Source organism: Chryseobacterium limigenitum (assembly GCF_900114875.1).
GTDB lineage: Bacteria > Bacteroidota > Bacteroidia > Flavobacteriales > Weeksellaceae > Chryseobacterium > Chryseobacterium limigenitum.
The window spans coordinates 228,695-246,924 of sequence record NZ_FPKW01000001.1 but is presented as its reverse complement, the minus strand read 5'-3'; the positions used below and the strand labels follow the sequence as shown (position 1 = coordinate 246,924).

The 18,230-nt window shown below is 33.9% G+C and carries 21 protein-coding genes; 13 read left to right on the top strand and 8 right to left on the bottom strand.

Annotated features, from left to right (window positions below; all coding sequences use genetic code 11):
* Positions 1-115: 115 nt before the first annotated feature.
* Positions 116-1,531 carry an aminotransferase-like domain-containing protein gene (locus tag BT156_RS01180; protein WP_072406397.1) on the bottom strand — a complete coding sequence of 472 codons (1,416 nt, stop codon included), beginning with the start codon at positions 1,529-1,531 and terminating at the stop codon, positions 116-118.
* Between the two features lie 97 nt (positions 1,532-1,628).
* Between BT156_RS01180 and BT156_RS01175 the strand changes: the two genes are divergently transcribed.
* The 4 genes from BT156_RS01175 (at position 1,629) to BT156_RS01160 (ending at position 4,438) form a co-directional block, all read left to right on the top strand.
* Positions 1,629-2,513, top strand: a complete 885-nt coding sequence (locus BT156_RS01175; RefSeq protein ID WP_139255389.1) for a DMT family transporter — start codon at positions 1,629-1,631, stop codon at positions 2,511-2,513.
* Between the two features lie 223 nt (positions 2,514-2,736).
* Positions 2,737-3,351, top strand: a complete 615-nt coding sequence (locus BT156_RS01170; protein WP_228429917.1) for a Crp/Fnr family transcriptional regulator — start codon at positions 2,737-2,739, stop codon at positions 3,349-3,351.
* Between the two features lie 142 nt (positions 3,352-3,493).
* Entirely contained in the window at positions 3,494-3,811 is a 318-nt protein-coding gene (locus tag BT156_RS01165; RefSeq protein WP_072406395.1) for a hypothetical protein, read from the top strand.
* Between the two features lie 126 nt (positions 3,812-3,937).
* Positions 3,938-4,438, top strand: coding sequence for a CinA family protein (locus tag BT156_RS01160; RefSeq protein WP_072406393.1), 501 nt, complete (start codon positions 3,938-3,940; stop codon positions 4,436-4,438).
* Positions 4,439-4,513: 75 nt separating this feature from the next.
* Here BT156_RS01160 and BT156_RS01155 read toward each other — a convergent pair whose 3' ends face one another.
* Complete coding sequence (locus BT156_RS01155) at positions 4,514-5,314, bottom strand: AraC family transcriptional regulator (protein WP_072406391.1); 801 nt, start codon at positions 5,312-5,314, stop codon at positions 4,514-4,516.
* 126 nt (positions 5,315-5,440) lie between these two features.
* On the opposite strand from BT156_RS01155, the gene BT156_RS01150 reads away from it, so the two are divergent.
* Positions 5,441-6,520 (top strand): Atu1372/SO_1960 family protein, encoded by a 1,080-nt coding sequence (locus BT156_RS01150; protein WP_394332842.1) that lies wholly within the window; start codon positions 5,441-5,443, stop codon positions 6,518-6,520.
* Positions 6,521-6,734: 214 nt separating this feature from the next.
* Here the strand turns inward: BT156_RS01150 and BT156_RS22315 are convergent, their stop codons facing one another.
* On the bottom strand, positions 6,735-6,872 hold the full coding sequence (locus BT156_RS22315) for a pyridoxamine 5'-phosphate oxidase family protein (RefSeq protein ID WP_228429944.1): 138 nt from the start codon (positions 6,870-6,872) through the stop codon (positions 6,735-6,737).
* Between BT156_RS22315 and BT156_RS01140 the strand changes: the two genes are divergently transcribed.
* A complete protein-coding gene (locus BT156_RS01140) occupies positions 6,839-7,321 on the top strand; it encodes a hypothetical protein (protein WP_072406387.1) in 483 nt (160 codons plus the stop codon). The two genes, BT156_RS22315 and BT156_RS01140, sit on opposite strands and share 34 nt — an antisense overlap.
* A gap of 95 nt (positions 7,322-7,416) precedes the next feature.
* Here the strand turns inward: BT156_RS01140 and BT156_RS01135 are convergent, their stop codons facing one another.
* Positions 7,417-7,854 carry a PPC domain-containing DNA-binding protein gene (locus BT156_RS01135; protein WP_072406957.1) on the bottom strand — a complete coding sequence of 146 codons (438 nt, stop codon included), beginning with the start codon at positions 7,852-7,854 and terminating at the stop codon, positions 7,417-7,419.
* 678 nt (positions 7,855-8,532) lie between these two features.
* Between BT156_RS01135 and BT156_RS01130 the strand changes: the two genes are divergently transcribed.
* On the top strand, positions 8,533-8,874 hold the full coding sequence (locus tag BT156_RS01130; protein ID WP_066758475.1) for a helix-turn-helix transcriptional regulator: 342 nt from the start codon (positions 8,533-8,535) through the stop codon (positions 8,872-8,874).
* A 13-nt stretch (positions 8,875-8,887) separates the two neighbouring features.
* Here the strand turns inward: BT156_RS01130 and BT156_RS01125 are convergent, their stop codons facing one another.
* Both BT156_RS01125 and BT156_RS01120 read right to left on the bottom strand, forming a co-directional pair.
* Positions 8,888-9,619: an MBL fold metallo-hydrolase gene (locus tag BT156_RS01125; RefSeq protein WP_072406385.1), complete on the bottom strand. Its 732-nt coding sequence runs from the start codon at positions 9,617-9,619 to the stop codon at positions 8,888-8,890.
* Between the two features lie 255 nt (positions 9,620-9,874).
* Positions 9,875-10,273 (bottom strand): winged helix-turn-helix transcriptional regulator, encoded by a 399-nt coding sequence (locus tag BT156_RS01120; RefSeq protein WP_072406383.1) that lies wholly within the window; start codon positions 10,271-10,273, stop codon positions 9,875-9,877.
* 97 nt (positions 10,274-10,370) lie between these two features.
* Between BT156_RS01120 and BT156_RS01115 the strand changes: the two genes are divergently transcribed.
* From BT156_RS01115 to BT156_RS01090, 6 genes are all read left to right on the top strand, one after another.
* Complete coding sequence (locus BT156_RS01115; RefSeq protein WP_072406381.1) at positions 10,371-10,808, top strand: nuclear transport factor 2 family protein; 438 nt, start codon at positions 10,371-10,373, stop codon at positions 10,806-10,808.
* A gap of 173 nt (positions 10,809-10,981) precedes the next feature.
* Positions 10,982-11,608, top strand: coding sequence for a chloramphenicol acetyltransferase (locus BT156_RS01110; RefSeq protein WP_072406379.1), 627 nt, complete (start codon positions 10,982-10,984; stop codon positions 11,606-11,608).
* A 124-nt stretch (positions 11,609-11,732) separates the two neighbouring features.
* Complete coding sequence (locus BT156_RS01105; protein ID WP_072406377.1) at positions 11,733-12,917, top strand: MFS transporter; 1,185 nt, start codon at positions 11,733-11,735, stop codon at positions 12,915-12,917.
* A 40-nt stretch (positions 12,918-12,957) separates the two neighbouring features.
* Positions 12,958-13,656 carry a DsbA family oxidoreductase gene (locus tag BT156_RS01100; RefSeq protein ID WP_072406375.1) on the top strand — a complete coding sequence of 233 codons (699 nt, stop codon included), beginning with the start codon at positions 12,958-12,960 and terminating at the stop codon, positions 13,654-13,656.
* 12 nt (positions 13,657-13,668) lie between these two features.
* Entirely contained in the window at positions 13,669-14,250 is a 582-nt protein-coding gene (locus BT156_RS01095) for a 5'-methylthioadenosine/S-adenosylhomocysteine nucleosidase family protein (RefSeq protein ID WP_072406373.1), read from the top strand.
* A 23-nt stretch (positions 14,251-14,273) separates the two neighbouring features.
* Positions 14,274-14,795 carry a GNAT family N-acetyltransferase gene (locus BT156_RS01090; protein WP_072406371.1) on the top strand — a complete coding sequence of 174 codons (522 nt, stop codon included), beginning with the start codon at positions 14,274-14,276 and terminating at the stop codon, positions 14,793-14,795.
* 1 nt (position 14,796) lies between these two features.
* Here BT156_RS01090 and pdeM read toward each other — a convergent pair whose 3' ends face one another.
* Together pdeM and BT156_RS01080 are read right to left on the bottom strand one after the other, a co-directional pair.
* Positions 14,797-15,441 carry a ligase-associated DNA damage response endonuclease PdeM gene (gene pdeM, locus BT156_RS01085; protein ID WP_072406369.1) on the bottom strand — a complete coding sequence of 215 codons (645 nt, stop codon included), beginning with the start codon at positions 15,439-15,441 and terminating at the stop codon, positions 14,797-14,799.
* A 174-nt stretch (positions 15,442-15,615) separates the two neighbouring features.
* On the bottom strand, positions 15,616-18,060 hold the full coding sequence (locus BT156_RS01080; RefSeq protein ID WP_139255388.1) for a ligase-associated DNA damage response DEXH box helicase: 2,445 nt from the start codon (positions 18,058-18,060) through the stop codon (positions 15,616-15,618).
* Between the last annotated feature and the right edge of the window lie 170 nt (positions 18,061-18,230).

Here is an 18,230-nt window from a genome sequence, read left to right as displayed (position 1 = left end):
TAAATTAAACGCAATATTTGCCATTCCGGAGGAATCCAAGCTCTAAAATAAAGAGAATTAATTGCTTTGTTTAGATTCCTCCGGAATGACAAATAACTGTAAATATTTCTCTTAATTAACTAATTCTCTTCGCCAGACTTCCAATCTGTCTCAATTTTAATTGAATTTCTTCCGACCAGGGCAAACCAAAACAAAGTCGCATACAATTTTCAAATTGATTCTGTAGCGTAAACATCCTTCCGGGTGCAATACTTATATTTTGCTTTATTGCAAGATCATACAGTTCTGTTGTTCTAATTTTTTTATCAAATTCAACCCAAAGGGAAAGTCCGCCCTGTGGCCGGCTGGTTTTTGTACCTTCAGGAAAAGATTCTGCGATGGTCTGTACATAATTCTGATAATTATTTTGCAGGGTTTTTCGCATCTGTTGAAGATGTTTTTCATATCTTCCGGTCTTTAAAAAATTAGCAACGGCTTCATTTACAATCGATATTGATGACGTAGAATGGAGTAGTTTTAACTTTAAAATTTTCTCTTTATATTTTCCGGGAACAATCCATCCAACACGATAACCCGGCGCCAATGTTTTTGAAATCGAGCTGCAATACAAAACATTTCCTTCTTTATCAAAAGATTTACAGCATTTCGGACGGTTTTGTCCAAAATAAAGATCTCCGTAAACATCGTCCTCAATCAAAGGAATATTATTTTCTGCGAGAAGTTTTACGACTTCTTTTTTGTTTTCATCAGACATACAGCTTCCCAACGGTGTATTGAAATTTGGGATTAATAAACAGATGTCAATTTTTGGAATTGCCTCTTTTAAAGCTTCAATTTCGATACCGTGAGCAGGGTGGGTGGGCAATTCTAAAACTTTCAAGCCAAAACCTGCCGCCAACTGCAAAATCCCCGGATAACAGGGACTTTCAATGGCAATCGTATCTCCGGGTTTTCCCAAAGCCATCAGACAAAAAGATAAGGCATTCATCCCGCCATTTGTTGTAACAACATCATTTTCATTAAAATTTCCTCCCCAAGACAGCGATCTTAGAGCGATCATTCTTCTTAACTTTAAATTTCCCTGAAGCTCTTCATATTCAGCTCCGCCGGATTTTAACTCTCTTGTTGCATTGATGATCTCTTTTTTAAGTTTCGCTTGAGGAAGCAGATCTCCCGACGGAATAGCAATAGAAAAAAGTGTAAGATTATTTTTTCCCATATTTTCATAGACCTTGCTGATTAATTCATCTGGTTCACTATTATTGGCGATCAGCGAAGGTCGGCTCACTTCGGGAAGAGGTAGTTTAATTGAAAGCAATTGACTTACAAAATAACCCGACTGCGGTTTTGATTCTATTAAGGACATCGACTCCAATTCCAGAAAAACACGTTTTGCCGTATTCATGCTGATCTGATGTTCTTTACATAAAATTCTTACAGACGGAAGTTTGTCTCCTGCTTTTAAAATTCCGTTTCTGATCTGAGAAGCGAATCCGTTGGCTATTTCTGTGTATAAAAATTCTTTATTCATATTTCCTAACTGTACTCATACAAATATACAAAACTGAGACTGTGCTTACTGAATTAACTTCTATAATTTTGACACATTAAATAAAACCAAAAATAAAATGATGACAGACACAATATCAAAAGATCAAACAGTTAATGGCTGGATCAACGGTTTCATAGGAGTTCTTTTGTTCAGCGGATCTATGCCTGCAACCAAATTGGCTGTGAATGATATGAATCCTATTTTTGTAACAATTGCCCGCGCTGCGATTGCCGGATTACTTGCTTTAATAGTACTTCTAATTTACAAAGAAAAGCGACCGACAAAAGATCAGCTGCTTCCTTTAGCTTTAGTATCTATAGGCTGTGTGATTGGTTTTCCTTTGCTTTCGGCATTGGCTTTACAATATGTGACATCGGCGCATTCTATTGTTTTTTTAGGAATGTTACCTTTAATGACGGCAATTTTCGGAGTTATTAGAGGAGGAGAAAGGCCACATCCTGTTTTTTGGCTTTTCTCAATTATCGGAAGCCTTTTAGTCATTGGTTATGCCGTTTCTCAAGGGATTTCAGCGTCTCCGATTGGCGATATTTTAATGTTGGCAGCGGTAGTTTTATGCGGATTAGGCTACGCTGAAGGTGCTAAACTTTCAAAAACTTTGGGAGGATGGCAGGTAATTTCATGGGCTTTGATTTTAGCTTTACCTTTAATGGTTCCTTTATTTTTTATCTATTTTCCCAACAATATCGAGACTGTAACTACCGGAGGATGGCTTGGTCTGGCTTATATTGCCTTATTCAGTATGTTTATCGGCTTTATCTTCTGGTACAGAGGTCTCGCTCAGGGCGGAATTACAACGGTCGGTCAGTTACAATTATTACAGCCGTTTTTCGGATTGGCATTGGCCGCATATTTTCTTCACGAACCTGTAAGTATGGGAATGTTGGGTGTAACCATTGGAGTTATTCTTTGTGTGGCGGGTACAAAAAAGTTCGCAAAATAAAATTTTTCATTAAAATAATTAACGATAACAATTCTAAAAGTTTAAATTAATTACAAATACGCCCCGTTTATGTGTATAAACGGGGCGTATTTTATGATTTTACTCCTTTTTTTAAGGTAAAATATCAAATATGGTTTAAAATTTGTTTGAAAAAAAATCATTGATTGATAAAAACTTAATGTAAATTTCACAATAGAAACTAAGTGACTAAAAACCAGTAAATATGAAAACCGTAAGCTGTATGAACATCGATATGGAGCTTCTTCGCTCATTTGATGCAGAGACTAAAGAGTATAAAAAAGGAGAAATAATTTTCAGAGAAGGAGACCATGCGCTTTATTATTTTCAGATTGAGGAAGGAAAAGTAAAACTCAATAATTACAATGATGACGGTAAAGAATTTATTCAGAATATTTTTGGTAAAAACCAGAGTTTTGGAGATTCTATGCTTTTTCTGGAAAAGTTTTATCCCATGAATGCAATATCTTTGGAACCGTCCAAAATTATAAGAGTTCCTAAAAATAATTTTCTGGAATTGCTAAAAACTCATCCCGAAATATCTTTAGGAATGAATGCCTGTCTTTCACAAAGACTTTACTATAAAATCTTAATGACGCAAAATATGTCTTCTACCAATCCTGTATTGAGATTAAAGGGATTAATGGAATATTTAAAAAGCTATTATGAAGATGATTGCCAGCACTGTTTTCACATAGAACTCACAAGACAGCAGATCGCCAACCTAACCGGACTGCGTGTAGAAACGGTTATTAGAGTGCTGAAAAGAATGGAAAAAGAAAGTCTCCTTAAAATCGTAAACCGAAAAATTTTATATTAAGAATATGACCCAAGTCATAAGAAAGTGAAATATATTAGCATAAATTGCAGTGTTGAATTATCATCGGTTTTGATGAAAATAGAGAGAGATGAAGTTGCTCTAAAAACCTATTATGTAAAGATCTATCTGATTTGTTTTAACCATGAATACTGAAAAAATGGATCATCAGAAAATATTAAAATCACTGGAAGCAAGTCATTTCACTAAAATTATAAATAGCGGAAATTGGTTTGAAAATCACGCTGTTATCTATGCAAAAGAAATAAAAGATACTGCTTTTCTATTATTTGTAGTTTCAGAAAGTGGAGAAAAAACAGAAGATATAAGAGCTTTGATTGCACAATTTGATGATGTTGACAATATCGGAAAGCGTGAGCCGGAACGGATTCTTTTTTATCTTTCAATCAGGAGGAAAAATGATCTGCATTATTTTGAAAAATTTATGAAAGTCCATGATTAAAAATAATCAATAAAACACCAAGTATAAAAAGAAATTAAAAAGTAAAGGTTCCCGAAAATGAGTTGATGCTCATTAAAATTTTAAATTAAAACACCAGTATAAACCCATCACTTAAACCTAATTACTATGAAATTTCAACAAAATTTACTCGAATATATCAGTCGTTCATTAATAAGCGTTAATGAATCTATCTCAGTTGTCGAGAGCGTAACTTCCGGATGCCTTCAACTTGCTTTTTCACAAATGCCCAACGCCTCATTGTTCTATAAAGGCGGAATGACAGCTTACACTTTACCCGAAAAAGTAAGATTATTAAGCATTGATTCAGACGAAGCAGAAGAATCCGATTGTGTCTCAGAAAACATTGCAGAAACTATGGCTTTAAATGTTGCCAAACTCTTTGAATCCGACTGGTCGATCGCCACAACAGGCTACTGCACGCCAATACGCAATTCATTGTATAAAGTTTTCGCTTATTTTTCATTTTCATATAAAGGTGAAATTGTTCTCACCAAAAAATTAGAACTACACCCTAAAACACAAGCTCTGAATGCTCAGTTATATTACACAGAATTTATTTTAGGATGCTTTAAAAGCGAAATGAATCAATTATTAATTCTTAAATAAAGATTGATAATTTTTTTAATCTGACCACTTTAAATATTTATATATAATGATAAAGTCATAATTCATTTTATGGCTTTATTTTTTACTCTTTGGCTTTGATTTCATAATTGAAAAATAAGAAGAGGTAAAAGCAGAAAGACTTTGATAGCCAACTTTAAAACCAACTTCGCTCAGTGTAAACTGCTTCATATCAATCAATTCAACGCTTTTTAGAATTCTTATCAATTGTAAATATTTTTGAAGCGTAATTCCCGTTTCATGTTTGAAAATCCGCTGTAAACTTCTTACCGACATTTGTGCTTTTTCAGCTAAAAGATCAATGTTCAGATTATATTTAAAATTTGAATTGATATAGTTGCAAACAGGTATCAGTCGGATATCAGTCGGAACTGGAACTTCCAGATAATTGCTTTCCTTACAAAAATGGGGAAGACTTTTTAAAATAGCTTTAAAAAATATATCCTGCTCCTCATCTTCGGTTAAAATTTTGTTCCATTTTGAGGCGTATAAAAGCATTTCCCGCAACACCGGAGGAATGGCAAAGACCTGAACATGTTCATAAAAATCTTCTTTAAAGGAAGAATTAAACAAAAAAAGCATCAATTTTACCGTCTTCGCTTCGGAAGTAATGCGATGAGGTTTCCCTGAAGGAATCCAGATCACATGATTTTGCGGAACGAGATAGATCGTCTGATCAATATGAAAATATTGGTAGCCTTCTTCCACGTATGTTAATTGCGCACGTTTGTGAGTATGCTCGTAATCGTCATGTTTCCAGTTTTCTTCGCACCAAACATAAGCTTCTTTTTCGATGGTGTCTATAAAATGACTTTCCTTGTGTTCGGTTAAACCACATTTTATATTGTCGTTCTGCATAAAGTTTTTGGCAAATTTAATAAAAACGTCATTACTAAATTTGTATTATAAAAATATATCTTATTCAGAATGAAAAAATTAGGTTCTCTTTTTGTATTACTCTTATTACTACAAATCACAAACATCATGGCACAAGATAAAGCTAAAGTATTGGTTCTGATCCATTCAGACAATGGCGGAACGTACGAACTGGCAAAAGAAATCGCTAAAGGAATTGAAAGCGACAAAAATGCAACAGCAATTATAAAGCAGGTGAAAATATCTCAAAATCAAAAATTAAAAGATATTCCTGTTGCAACGGTGGAAGAACTTCCAACGTATGACGGAATTGCCTTTGGTTCACCCGTTTATTTCGGAAATATAAGCACCGGAATGAGCGAATTCTTATCTAAAACAGTTAATCTTTGGACCAACCATTCATTGGAAGGAATGCCCGCAACGGTTTTCATGTCTGCCGGAAGCGGAGCCGGGAAAGAATTGGCTTTGCAGGCTTTTTGGAATAGTCTTACCGTTCATGGAATGGTAATGGTTTCTAACGGAATTCGTGGGACAGAAAGCATCAATAAGGCGATTCCCCAAGGAAATACAGTCTTGGGAGTAACCAGCATGGCTTCTTTGAAAGATGTTGAAAGACCAACAAAAGACGAAAGAAATCTTGCAGAACTTCAAGGGAAAAATTTTGCCAAAGTAGCATTGGCTTTAAAGGGAACATTTGCTAAAAAAGCAATAGCAACTATTGAAAAGTCTATTAATTTTAATGAAACTTTAAAACAAAAAAATATCGTTCTTCCTCAAGTTCCAAAACCTGCAGGAAACTATAAACCGTTTGTACGTTCAGGAAATCTGGTTTTTATTAATCAGGTTGCTTTGAAAGACGGAAAAATTTTAAATCCCGGAAAATTGGGCGTTGATGTTAATGAACAACAGGTAAAAGATGCTACAAAAGCAACCATGCTGAATGTTTTATCTGTCTTGAAAGAAGCTGTTGGCGGAGACCTAAGTAAAGTAAAACAATGCGTACAGTTGACGGGGATTTTCAATACGAAAGATGATTATACAAAACATGCCGATTTGATGAATATTGCATCAGATCTTACCGTTGAGGTTTTCGGAGATAAAGGAAAGCACGCAAGAGCAACATTAGGTGCATCATCAATTCCTGTAAATTCTTCTGTGGAAATACAGGCTGTTTTTGAAGTGGAGTAGTTTATATAATAAAGCTCAATCATCAGGCATATCGATTAAATTCCATAATAAAACAAAAGCCGTGAAAAATTTTTCACTGCTTTTTATATTGCAATTTCTCTATTAATTAAATAGTTGCGTTTCCTTCAACGCCATCGGAATTATCAGTTGTTTTTCCTGTAACGGCTGCGGCTACGAAACTAAAAAGGCTTACCAGTTTTCCAACTTTCGTGTCTCAATAATAGGTTTCAGTTGGCTCTACACGGATAATTGAGACTTTAGGATCGTCTTTTCCATCTTCAAACCACGCGTTGGCCATGGGTGACCATTTGTCTTCGATTGTCGTTTTATCTTTATAAACAGAGGCTTTTATACAATAATATAGATGGTAGGCTCTTTGTACATCAAGAAAACAAACTTGCTTTTTATAGGTTTAATCCTTCAACTAATAAAGGTGAAATTAATTTTACAGATTTTAAAGAATATTCATTAGATGGTAAATTAAATATCAATAAAATCATTATTGAAAAACTTGGTGAAAATAAATATTCTATATTTTGTTTTGAGAAAGAAAAAAGCAAAAAGCCATCTCTTAAATTAACCGTAAATCTAAAATCGGCTGAAACCAATCTAATTAGGTTCTATTATTTTGATTCTGGTTACAAAATAGAAAAAATGTTGATTAACAGTCTCCAAGAAAAATTAGGCGATAATCATAATTATATCATTGAAGATTACACTGTAGATTATATGAATGGCTTTCCCCCCCACTGTATGATTGAAAAAACAGAAAAAATAAACCAGAAAATAATCATTCCTTGAATAGCCGGACTTTAATCAAATTGAAAACAAAATTAAGAATTTTTGAGTGCTTTTTTTATCTTAAATTTTAAAGGAAAAATCATATTTTAATGAAATTAATTAAGCCTAAATATTTCACTTTTAAACTGAATAATTTCCGTTTCTAAAGGATAAAAAAAGAATTCATTGATACCAATTATTCTGGCGCTTAAAAGATGTCCGGCTAAAGTTGTGTGGTTTTCTCTTTTCAGTGTGGTTTCAAGTCGAAATATTGGCGCTCCGTCAATTTCAGAAATAGTTCCAAAGATGTCGGAAAAACTTATCTTTTCTTCAAATTTTATATTAAAATTTTTCATTTTTGAAGGATTAAAAAAGTTCAACGTAACCTCTGCTAACGTTCCTATACCTTTTATTTTTCCATGAATAATTTTTTGATCCAGAACAAAATCAGTCAATCCTTCTATTATGTTTGCAAGATTTTTTAACCGTACAACATATGTATTTTCTATTTTCCTCGCGGTCCACAAATGACCTTCAAAAAAATTGACATTCATAATATTAACTGTTTTGATAGTTTTAATAAAAATTTTTCTATTGCCCATCTTCAGGATATCATCGATACCTTTTTCAAGTCCAATACAGTCAAATTCTCTATCAAAAAATAAAGAAAGAACAATTTTCATCAATAATAACCAAAAATAATACCACACAAGTACCACAAATTCTCAATTTCAGCATTTTTAAGGATTCAATTAAATTTGAAAAAACAGAAAACATTGATTAAGGTCATAAAAAGTCAATACCATAATATGGTATATTTGACCATTAACAATTAAAATAAAATCGATTTTAGAAAACTTGATAAAAAACAGTGAAAATAGACTGTCTAATGGTGTCGCGTGGTATGTATGTGGTATTTCAATTCAGTAAAATTTTAATCATTTTTTCTTTCTTTGTCTACAATTATAAATTCTTTGCTTGGATTTCTTTTTAAGAATAATTTTAAGCATAAATGCAAATATTAAGAAAATAGTATCAAGACAAGAAAATAGCTTTATTGGAAGCTAAAGTTGAATTAAAAAAACGTTGTTAATATACTTCAGTTCCTAATTTTTATTAAAATTATCGATTGAAGTATGTGTGATCAAAATGACAAATTAAATTCTGAAGCTGAACTTTAAAATCATAAGTATACCGGCAACAGAAAGTACTGTAGAGATGAGAAAATTATTATGAAAAACGAAAAACCTGAGTTCAATTTAGAAGATTTAAATCAAAAATTCTTAGCTCAAGACGAAATCATCGCATTAGCTAAAGAAAATTCGCCCCGTCTGTTAAATAAATTCAGGCTAGCATATCCTGATTTTTTTGACAAAATATCTTCCATACAGCCTAATCTTAAAAATTCGGAACTTATTTTTTGTATTTATTTAAAACTTAATCTTACAACTAAGGAAATTGCTACATACACTTATGTGACGCCAAAAGCAATTCAGAACCGAAAAAACAGAATAAGAAAAAAACTAAATATTCCTTCAGAATTAGATATTTATAAATGGTTTAATGATATTTAAACCATTTTTTTAATTAAAACTCCACAATAGCTTTATCTAAATCATGATAGAGTAATACTTTCCAATGATTTTCTATGGCTTCTTTTTCCCATTTTTGTCTCAATTCACTTGCTTTTTTGCCATCAAAATCACTTTTATAAGCAACGTGATATTTTAGATAAGATTCCTGCGGAAGATCGTCTGCTCCGTAAAAAGCAGTTTCACCATTTTCTCGGATCCAAAAAACCTGCATAAATGGGGTATGGCCGCCAGCAACTTCAAATGAAATCTCTTCATTTATTTGTCCGTGATTATCATTCATCCAAACGATATTGGGCAATTGAATAAACTTTTCCAAGATATCAAAATCAAACGAATGATTGCCTTTATTCTGCATCGCAAAATCAAGTTCCCGTTTTTGAATATAAATTTCCGCATTGGGAAAAGTGGCCTCATAGCCATTTTCTGTGTTCGTAATAATCCCGTCAATATGATCTTTATGAAGATGCGAAAGCAGGACTTTCGTGACCTGATGACGGGTAATATTTTCCCGCTCAAAAATTTCAGAAATGACAGTTTTTCCGGTTTCATTTTTCCATCCAATACCAGTATCTAAAAGAATAAAGTCATTTTCAGTAATGATCAAAAAGGGTTGAATAGACATTTTTATTCCTTTAACAACATCAAAATTTTCTTCTGTTAAAAGGGTAAAATCTTTAGTTTTACTTGCCGAAAAATTTCCTTCTTTTATTGGTACGATCTTCATTGTACAAATTTCCTGATAATTTATTAATCTGGAAAACGTTTTTTTTCGATACAAATCATCGGTAAAAACGATTACTTATGCTTCTAAAATAATACCGTCTTGTTGGAAAATCGCAAAGATGCAAAGATTTCATCTTTTGTTTCAAAACTGATTAATTATCCGAATTTATATATCAATGAAAACTTGGGAATCAGTAAATCTAATTGAATAAATTAAAAAAATAAAATCGTGCAGTAATGAAAGTTGCGAGTTTTTTTATTCCTTTTTAGATTTCCCGGAAGACATTTCGCTTTTAATTTTCTCGCGGTGCTGCATTCCCCATCTTGTCATAGCTCCAACCACTTCTTCCAGCGTTTGGCTGTAGGGTAGTAGCTCATACTCAATACTTACGGGATAGCCAACTTCTACTTTTTTAATGATAAATCCGTTAAGCTCCAACTCTTTAAGTTCGCTTGAAAGAACTCTTGCTGAAATTCCGTTTACCTGTCTCTGAATTTCGGTAAAACGTTTGTTTCCTCTTGCCATTGCAATGATGATCATTAATTTCCACTTGCCGCCAATTGCATATAACGCATCTGAAACTGCCATTAAAACAGTGTTGCATTCTTCTGTAAATGCTTTGCTATCTATTTGATTTTCTTTTGATTCTTTCATGAGTTAGGATTATATTAGTTACTAACCTTTTAGTAACCACTAATAAAATGTAATCAAATATAATATAATTTTGTCATGTAATAAAAACAATAAAATTATGACATTAGAAATTGTAAAAATCAAAGAAGAGTTAAGAAATCTGATCGATGATTATGCTTATTTAGGTGACGAGAAAAAGATATCGGAAGTGATGGATCTATTTACACCCGATCTTTCATACAATGTTTATATGAATGGTAATTTGGTATCCAACGTTTCGGGAAGAGAAAATATGGAAAAAGATTTTAATGCTCATGCTTCGCAGGTAAAAACTTATTTTACTTTAAACGGACAGCACACGGTAAAAATAAATGGTGATGCTGCTACAGGTATCTCTTTTTCACAAATCAAAATGATTAGAGAAGTCGAAGGAAAGGATGTTTTAACTGATTACAGCGTAAAATATGATGACCAATATTTATATCTAAACGGAAAATGGCTGATAAAGGAACGTATTGCTTATTTCATAATTCTGGAATCGAGATCTATTTCTTAAAAGTATTAATTTTTCAAACCTATTTTATAAATAACGGAGAGCTCAATGCTCTCTTTTTTATGAACTCTGTTAATCTGTAATCACGGCAATTGTATAATACAATTTTCTGCTCCTGCAATTTTTTAAAATCATAAAACTTCCTGAAATTTGCACAAATATAAATGAAGACAATAATGAAGATCATTGACTTAGAAAACTGGAACAGAAAAGAACATTTCGAATTTTTCTCAAGAATGGCAAGTCCTTATTTTGGTTTTACAACTGAGGTAGACTGTACAAAAGCATTCCAAAAAGCTAAAGACGAAGGTCATTCTTTTTTTGCCTCATACCTTCATAAATCAATGGTTGCTGTAAATTCTGTGTATGAATTAAGATTAAGAATTCTTGATGAAAATGTTGTTGAGTTTAATGAAATTCATGCAGGAACAACCATTGGAAGGGCAGACGGGACTTTTGGTTTTGCGTTCATCCATTTTTCCAAAGATTTTGATGTTTTCAATGCCGGATTACAAAGCGAAATAGAAGGGGTACAAAATTCTACAGGAATCAGAATGAATAACGGAGAATTGGGTAAAGACTTAATCAGACATTCTACTATTCCCTGGAACTCTTTCACCGCATTGCTTCATCCGACTCCTCTAGATAAAACGGAATCTGTACCTAAAATTACTTTCGGAAAATTCAGTATCCGCGATGGTAAAAAATTCTTACCTGTTTCTATTGAAGCACATCACGGTTTGGCAGATGGAATTCACATTGCACGGTATTTGGAGGAGTTTCAGAAACAATTGGATATTTAATTTTGAAATAAATTAAGACATCCTTTTTCTGATTGATTTGATTAATCTGATAATTAATCATTAACAATTTAAAATACATCAAAAGTCAAGAATTCTATAACTAAATTTGAAGTAAATTTTTACTATGCAGATGAACGCTACCAAAGGTATTTCGCGTACTGTGATCTGGCTAATGGCCATTATTTCCGGACTTGTAGTTGCCAACAATTATTATAATCAGCCTTTATTGGGACTCATTTCGAAAGATTTGAATGTTTCTGAAAGTGCAGCCAGCAGAATATCTATGCTTACCCAAATCGGATACGCGATCGGATTATTAATGATCGTTCCATTGGGAGATAAATTTTTCCGTAAAAGACTAATCCTCATTGATCTGTTTTTGGTTTTTGGCTCATTGTTGTGGATGACTTTTGCCACTCAGCTATGGATGTTGTATGCGGCGAGCCTGCTGATTGGAGTAACGTCCGTAATTCCTCAGTTATTTATACCTATTGCTGCCGAACTATCATCTGACAAAGAAAAATCTTCCAATATCGGAACTGTAATGTCAGGTTTGCTATTAGGAATTCTTTTATCGAGATTTATAGGCGGAATCGTAGGCGATGTCTGGGGATGGAGAGCCATGTTTGGAATTGCTGCAGGATTGATAATTCTGGTATGGTTTGCTGTTTACAAAATGTTACCCGAAATGCACCCCAATTTTAAAGGTACGTATAAAGAATTGATGCGTTCTGTAGGTCATTTAGCCAAAACACAGCCTATTTTACAGCTTGCCTCATTCCGTGGAGCAATGGCTTTCGGATCAATGTGTGCTTTGTTTACAACGTTGGTCTTTCATATGGAAAAGCCGCCATTCAATGCAGGGGCGTCGGTTGTAGGAAGCTTTGGATTAGCAGGTGCTGTGGGAGCTTTAGCCGCTGCGAAAGTTGGGAAACTTCAAAAATTCTTAGATATCAATAGAATCATTTCTTATTCCTTGCTAGTTGTTTTGGGAAGCTGGGCATTCACGTATTTTGCAGGAGAAACATATTGGGGATTGATTGTAGGTGTTATCCTTATTGATTTGGGAGTACAATCAAGTCACATTATGAACCAGACCAATTATTTTTTAATAAAATCTAATGCCGTAAACCGATTGAATACCGTATATATGGTCTCTTACTTCATTGGTGGATCATTAGGAACATGGTTAGCTTCAATCGCCTGGCAGTACGCGCAGTGGGACGGCGTATGTTTTGTTGGAGCATCTTTTGGTTTATTAGCTTTGATTGCTCATATACTGTTTTTTAAAAAAGTAAATGCATCCTAAAATTTTAAGCTAAATTTGATATTTAAATAAATAAGAAAAAATGAAAGTAGAAATCTGGTCGGATGTAATGTGTCCGTTTTGCTATATAGGAAAACATAATTTTGAACAGGCGCTTGAAAAATTGCCATTCAAAGACGAGGTAGAAGTAGAGTGGAAGAGCTTTCAGCTGGATCCGACTTTAGATTCTTCGGAAACAAAAACGACCACCGAATATTTCAAAGAAAAGAAAGGATTTCCGGATGCTCAGGCTCAGCAAATGATTGGGCAGGTAGCGCAGATGGGCAAAATGTCGGGGATTGATTTTAATTTTGAAAAAGCATTAATTACCAATACATTTTCATCACATAAACTTATTCATTTAGCTAAAAAATACAACAAAGCTTCTGAAGCAGAAGAAACCTTATTTGAAGCCCATTTTCTGGAAGGAAAAAATGTAGGAGATCTTGAAGTATTGGTTTCTATTGCTGAAAAATTAGAAATTAATCAGGAAGAAGCAAGACAGGTCTTAAGCTCTAATCAGTTTGATAACGAAGTAAATCAGGATATTACAGACGCAAAAAGTAATGGCATTAGCGGTGTTCCGTTTTTTATTCTGAATGGTAAATATGCTGTTTCCGGCGCACAACCTGTAGAAGCTTTTGCAGAAGCCCTTCAACAAACCTATAAAGAAACCGTAGTTCCTTTTAAAGATATTTCTAATGGCGGAGCCTCTTGCGATGCCGATGGTTGCAGCATCTAATATTCAGATTTTATGATAAAAATAAACGACGAACTTCATTATCCTGTTTCCGATACGCTTTTTGTTTTTGCTTTGGACTCTGAGGCAGGAGAAGATTTTAATGATAAAAATAAATTGGTTACAGGAATCGGCAAAGTAAATGCAGCCATGGAATTAACCAAAGAAATTCATCTCAGAAAACCCAAACTGATTGTAAATCTGGGGTCAGCAGGAAGCAAAAATTTTAATAAAGGTGAAGTTATTTGCTGTACAAAATTCATCCAGCGGGATATGGATGTAAGAGGCCTTGGATTCAGTCTTTATGAAACGCCTTTGTCCGGAATCCCGCCTGTGCTGGAATATGGTTTGAAAAAACAGGAGCTAAAAGAAGGCGTTTGCGGAAGCGGCGACAGCTTTGAAATGAATCATTCTGAAACCGATTATAATATTGTAGATATGGAAGCCTATCCATTAGCATTAATTGCAATGAAGGAAAATATTCCGTTTCTGTGTTTAAAATACATTTCAGACGATGCGGGAAGCGATGCAGCAGACGATTGGGCAGTACAAGTTCATTTAGCTTCTGAAGCTTTTAAGAAAATATTATTTTCATAGCTTTTTAATTAAAAATCTAATCAATGGCATCAGTTATCATTAATAAAGCTTCTCTTGAAGATTTTGATACACTACAAAATCTTGGAATACAAACGTTTTCTGAAACCTTTGCAAAAAGCAATTCGGAAGAAGCAATGAAAAAATATCTTGAAGAAAGCTTTAACACAGAAAAAATTAAGGCAGAATTTAATAATCCTGATTCATTTTTCTTTATCGCCTGGGAAGAAGATGATGCTGTAGGATATTTAAAACTGAATTCCGGACAAGCTCAAACTGAATTACAGGATGAAACCTCTCTTGAAATTGAGCGTATTTATGTTAAAAAAAGCCATCACGGTAAAAAAGTTGGACAATTATTATACGACAAAGCTTTGGAAATAGCTCAACAACAGAAAAAATTATATCTCTGGTTAGGCGTTTGGGAAGAAAATCTAAGAGCCGTAAATTTCTATACCAAAAATGGTTTTGTTGAATTCGACAAACATATTTTCAGGCTTGGAGATGATGAGCAGACCGATCTAATGATGAAAAAAATACTAGAATAATCTATATTTCATGAATTTCAGAATCCGTAAAAACATAGAATCTTCCGCCTTTCGGAAGATTTTTTGTATCCAGACCCGTAAACTCACTAAAAGCGGGAAGCAATAACTGATTTTCCGTCTGTACAAAGCAGGGAAGTCTTATTTTTTTTATTGCAGAATTAAGCACAATTCCGGGATGAATATGACCTGTAATCTGAAAACCTTCGATTGATTTATCAAAGTCATGCACAAAAACAAAATCATTAATTTTTAATTGATTCGCTCTAAAATCAAGACATAATTTTTGAACTAAAGTTTTGGAAATTCGGTCATGATTCCCTTCAACAAGACAGAATTTTATATTTGAATATTGATTTTTCCATGTACAGAATTCGTCAACATCTGAATTATCGCCGGCATGCAAAAGATCTCCAACAATAATAAATTGTTCAGGTTTAAAATATTCTATTAAAATTGATAATCGCTCTAAATCATTTTTCATGATATGATTGGCCAGGGCAATCCCATTTTTACGGAAATGAGCTGTTTTTCCGATATGAAGATCAGATAAAATCAAGGCTTTTTCTTTTTTCCAAAACAGCGCGCGCTGATTGGTTAAAGTAAAAATTTCGTTTTGAATGTTTATATTTTTTGTTGCTAAATTCATTTTAATTCCTATAATTTCGACGGTAGTTTTGTCATTCTGACGAAGGAAGAATCTCCTGTGTGTTTATAGATTCTTCACTCCATTTCATTTTGTTCAGAATGACAAGCTTGATGCATAATTTATCATTTATCTATCATAAATTCACTCTTGATGTATTGACAATTCACAATTCCTTCATTTTTTCTTCGCCTGTTCAATCAATTTTTTAATCCTTGCATCTAAGCTTTCGCTTGACAATGTCTGGCGTAAACTATCCACTTTTATCGGGAAGCTTAAAGGGGTAAAAGTATTGGCAAATTTCAAAATAATTTTTGATTTTTCTATTCGTTTAAAGGCTTCAACCAATCTTTGTTCCTGCAACTGCATATCAAAAACTTCCGTATAGGCCTGTCTTACCAAGAAATGATTCGGATCATAATCTTCCAATACTTTAAATATCAGCCCCGCAGAACTTTGCAAGGCTTTATTTGATCGCTGTTGTCCCGGAAAATTTTGGATTACCATTCCTGAAATTACAGCTATATCACGGAATTTTCGCCTTGCCATTTCAGCAGAATTGATACTTGAAATTACATCAACCATCAAATTATCTCTGGTTAATATTTTTTGCAAATTTTCTTCATTTAAAGGAATTTCTTTATCGCTGAACAATTCAAAACCATAATCATTCATCGCCATTGAAAAGGAGATTGGAGCCAGTTTTGAAATTCGGTAAGCAATCAATGCTGCCATGACTTCATGTACCAAACGCCCTTCAAAAGGGTACATAAATAAATGATAGCCTTCACGGTTTTTAATTAATTCAACCAAAAATTCATCATCCTTCGGAATATGTGAACGTTCTTCTTGTTTTGCCAATAATGGATGTAAAAATTTCAGTTCTTTCTCAGAAGCTTTTGGATTCAATGCTCCGGATAGCTTTTCTCTTAAAAAATGCCCTAAATTAGAGCTTAAGGGCAATCTTCCGCCTAAATAACTTGGTGCCACAGCTTTTCCTTTCGATAATCGAACATAAACTGTCATGTCTTTCACAATCGCCACTTCCAACACTCTTCCCGCTAATATAAATTTTTCTTCTTTTTTTAATCTTGAAATAAAATATTCCTCAACCATTCCGATATAGCCACCCGAAATAAATTTCACTTTTAACATCGCATCACTTACGATTGTCCCCATATTCATACGGTGAAGCATGGCTATTTTTCGCGAGGTCACTTTAAATAAACCATCTTCCGTCACAACCACTTTGTGATATTCTTCATAGCTTTTTAAAGCACTTCCGCCAATCGTAAGAAACTCGAGAATGCTTTTCCATTCTTCATCTCTAATTTCCTGAAATGTGTAAATTTGTTTAATCCTTTCATAGGTTTCTTCAGGATAAAATCCGTCACCAATCGCTAAAGTCATTAAAAACTGAACCAAAACATCAAAACATAACACCTGCGGATCCCGAGGTTCAATTACTTTTTGTTTGACGGCTTCTTTCAATGCTGCAACCTCGATCAATTCCAAAGAATGGGTAGGGACACAATATATTTTTGAGGTTTCAAAAGGGGAGTGACCGCTTCGTCCCGCCCGTTGAAGAAATCTTGCCACACCTTTTGCGGATCCGATTTGTATCACAGTATCAACAGGTTTAAAATCAATACCTAAATCTAAAGATGAAGTGGAAACAACCGCTTTCAACTTACCATTACTTAAATTTTCTTCAATCCAGATTCTTAAATGCGCATCAATCGAACTGTGGTGAATCGCAATCTGACCCGCAAAATCAGGATAAGCATCCAATAACAACTGATACCACATTTCACTCTGGCTTCTGGTATTCGTAAAAACGATCGTAGATTTTGATTCTAAAATAATCGGAACTACTTTATCGGCTAATTTATGTCCGAGGTGTCCCGCCCAAGGTAAAATTTCTACTTCATCTGGGAAAACAGGAATAATATCAATCTTTTTATGTTCTTTAGCAGTAATTTTAGTCTTTTTAATATTATAAGGAATTAAAGTTTCCAAGGCTTCATCTAAATTTCCAATCGTTGCTGTGATTCCCCAAATTTTCATTTTTGGAACATATTTTCTCAACTGAGACACGCCTAATTCAACCATAACTCCACGTTTTGAACCCAGCAATTCATGCCATTCATCAACAACAAAACATTGGAGATTTGTAAAGAACCGAAGGTGGTTTTTCTGCCCGAGAAGAAGATGTAAACTTTCGGGAGTGACCACCAAAATATCGGGCATATTTTTCACCTGTTGCTGTCTTGCCTTGGGGTCTGTATCACCATTTCGAACGCCTACGAGCCAATCTAATCCGATCTCGTCAATTGCTTCCTGCATTGCTTTTGCGATATCTTTAGAGAGCGAACGAAGCGGCGTTACCCAGATCATTTTTAATCCTTTTTTATACTTTTCGGGATGCGTTAGAAAATCTGATAGTAAAGCTAAAAAAACGGAGAAAGTTTTCCCAAAACCAGTCGGAGCAATGACCATTCCGCTATATCCGTTGCCGAATTTTCGCCAAGTTTCGATTTGAAAATTGAAAGGAGAATTGCCTTTATCAGCCATCCATTGTTGAATGACCTTAAATCCGTCGGTATTTTCAAATGCAGCCAATTTTTTTGTTTTTTGATTTTTAACGCTAGGTTCGCAAGGATATTTTTAAAATATTTTCTGCATATTTTTTTCGTTCGCAAAGGCGTTTCACTCAGCCAAGGCTTATTGCTATCATTTGCTGAACGAAGTGCCCTTGCGAACGAAAAATATTTTCAATTATAAATAAATTC